General features: G+C 49.0%; 2 tRNA genes and 3 rRNA genes. All 5 read right to left on the bottom strand.

The window, feature by feature from the left end:
- Nucleotides 1-451 (bottom strand): 23S ribosomal RNA (locus ACFVRY_RS29365); the annotation flags it as partial.
- Nucleotides 452-630: 179 nt separating this feature from the next.
- Nucleotides 631-706: transfer RNA gene (locus tag ACFVRY_RS29360), tRNA-Ala, on the bottom strand.
- A 27-nt stretch (nucleotides 707-733) separates the two neighbouring features.
- Nucleotides 734-810 (bottom strand) — tRNA-Ile (locus ACFVRY_RS29355).
- Between the two features lie 43 nt (nucleotides 811-853).
- Nucleotides 854-970, bottom strand: a 5S ribosomal RNA gene (gene rrf, locus ACFVRY_RS29350).
- 137 nt (nucleotides 971-1,107) lie between these two features.
- Nucleotides 1,108-1,163 (bottom strand): 16S ribosomal RNA (locus tag ACFVRY_RS29345); the annotation flags it as partial.

Genomic DNA, 1,163 nt, shown 5'->3' with positions numbered 1-1,163 from the left:
GATTCATACGGGGTTTCACGTGCCCCGCACTACTCGGGATCCGTCTCGGAGAGAACACAGTTTAGGTTACAGGGCTATTACCTCTATCGCGGGCCTTTCCAGACCTCTTCACCTACCATATTCCTTTGTAACTCCATGTGAGACGTCCCACAACCCCAGGAGGCAAGCCCCCTGGTTTAGGCTGTTCCGCGTTCGCTCGCCGCTACTGACGGAATCACTATTGTTTTCTCTTCCTCAGGGTACTTAGATGTTTCAGTTCCCCTGGTCTGCCTCTACATACCCTATGTATTCAGATATGAGTAACTGCGAATTACCACAGCTGGGTTTCCCCATTCGGACACCCCCGGATCAAAGCTTGCTTACAGCTCCCCGAGGCAGTTTCGTTGTTCGCCACGTCCTTCGTCGGCTCCTGGCGCCTAGGCATCCTCCGTGTGCTCTTATTAGCTTAACCTCAATTTTTCCCTTCAGGAAAACATTGCACCATTAAAGGTTTCAACATCTCTTCCAAGAAAGATTGTATCAACTAATAACTATTTCAACTTGCTTACACAAGTTTCAGCTAAAAGATGTTCTAAAACGCAAATTCGTTTCGGTATCCAGTTTTCAAGGATCAAGTTTAAAGATAATTTATGGTGGAGCCAAGCGGGATCGAACCGCTGACCTCCTGCTTGCAAGGCAGGCGCTCTCCCAGCTGAGCTATGGCCCCATAAAGGTAAGTTATTCAAATGTTATATGGTGGGCCTTGGTGGACTCGAACCACCGACCTCACCCTTATCAGAGGTGCGCTCTAACCAACTGAGCTAAAAGCCCATATAACAGATATAACATATTGGCAACCAATAAATGGTTGTCCGCTTGGCGGCGTCCTACTCTCCCAGGACCCTTCGGTCCAAGTACCATCGGCGCTGGAGGGCTTAACGGTCGTGTTCGGGATGGGTACGTGTGGAACCCCTCCGCTATCGCCACCAAACGATCGAAAGAGATTGACTCTCTCAAAACTGAGCAACGAGTGAGTATAAAGCTTTACGAAGTAAAGCTCGCTTCGGAAGCATGCTTCCTGAAGACTTAGATTTGAATGTTTCCGTTGCAGGAAACGATTCTCCATAGAAAGGAGGTGATCCAGCCGCACCTTCCGATACGGCTACCTTGTTACGACTTCACCC

This window comes from Paenibacillus sp. NPDC057934 (assembly GCF_042887565.1).
Taxonomy (GTDB): domain Bacteria; phylum Bacillota; class Bacilli; order Paenibacillales; family Paenibacillaceae; genus Paenibacillus_AQ.
The sequence above is the reverse complement of the archived record's forward strand: the minus strand, read 5'-3'. Positions and strand labels throughout refer to the sequence as shown.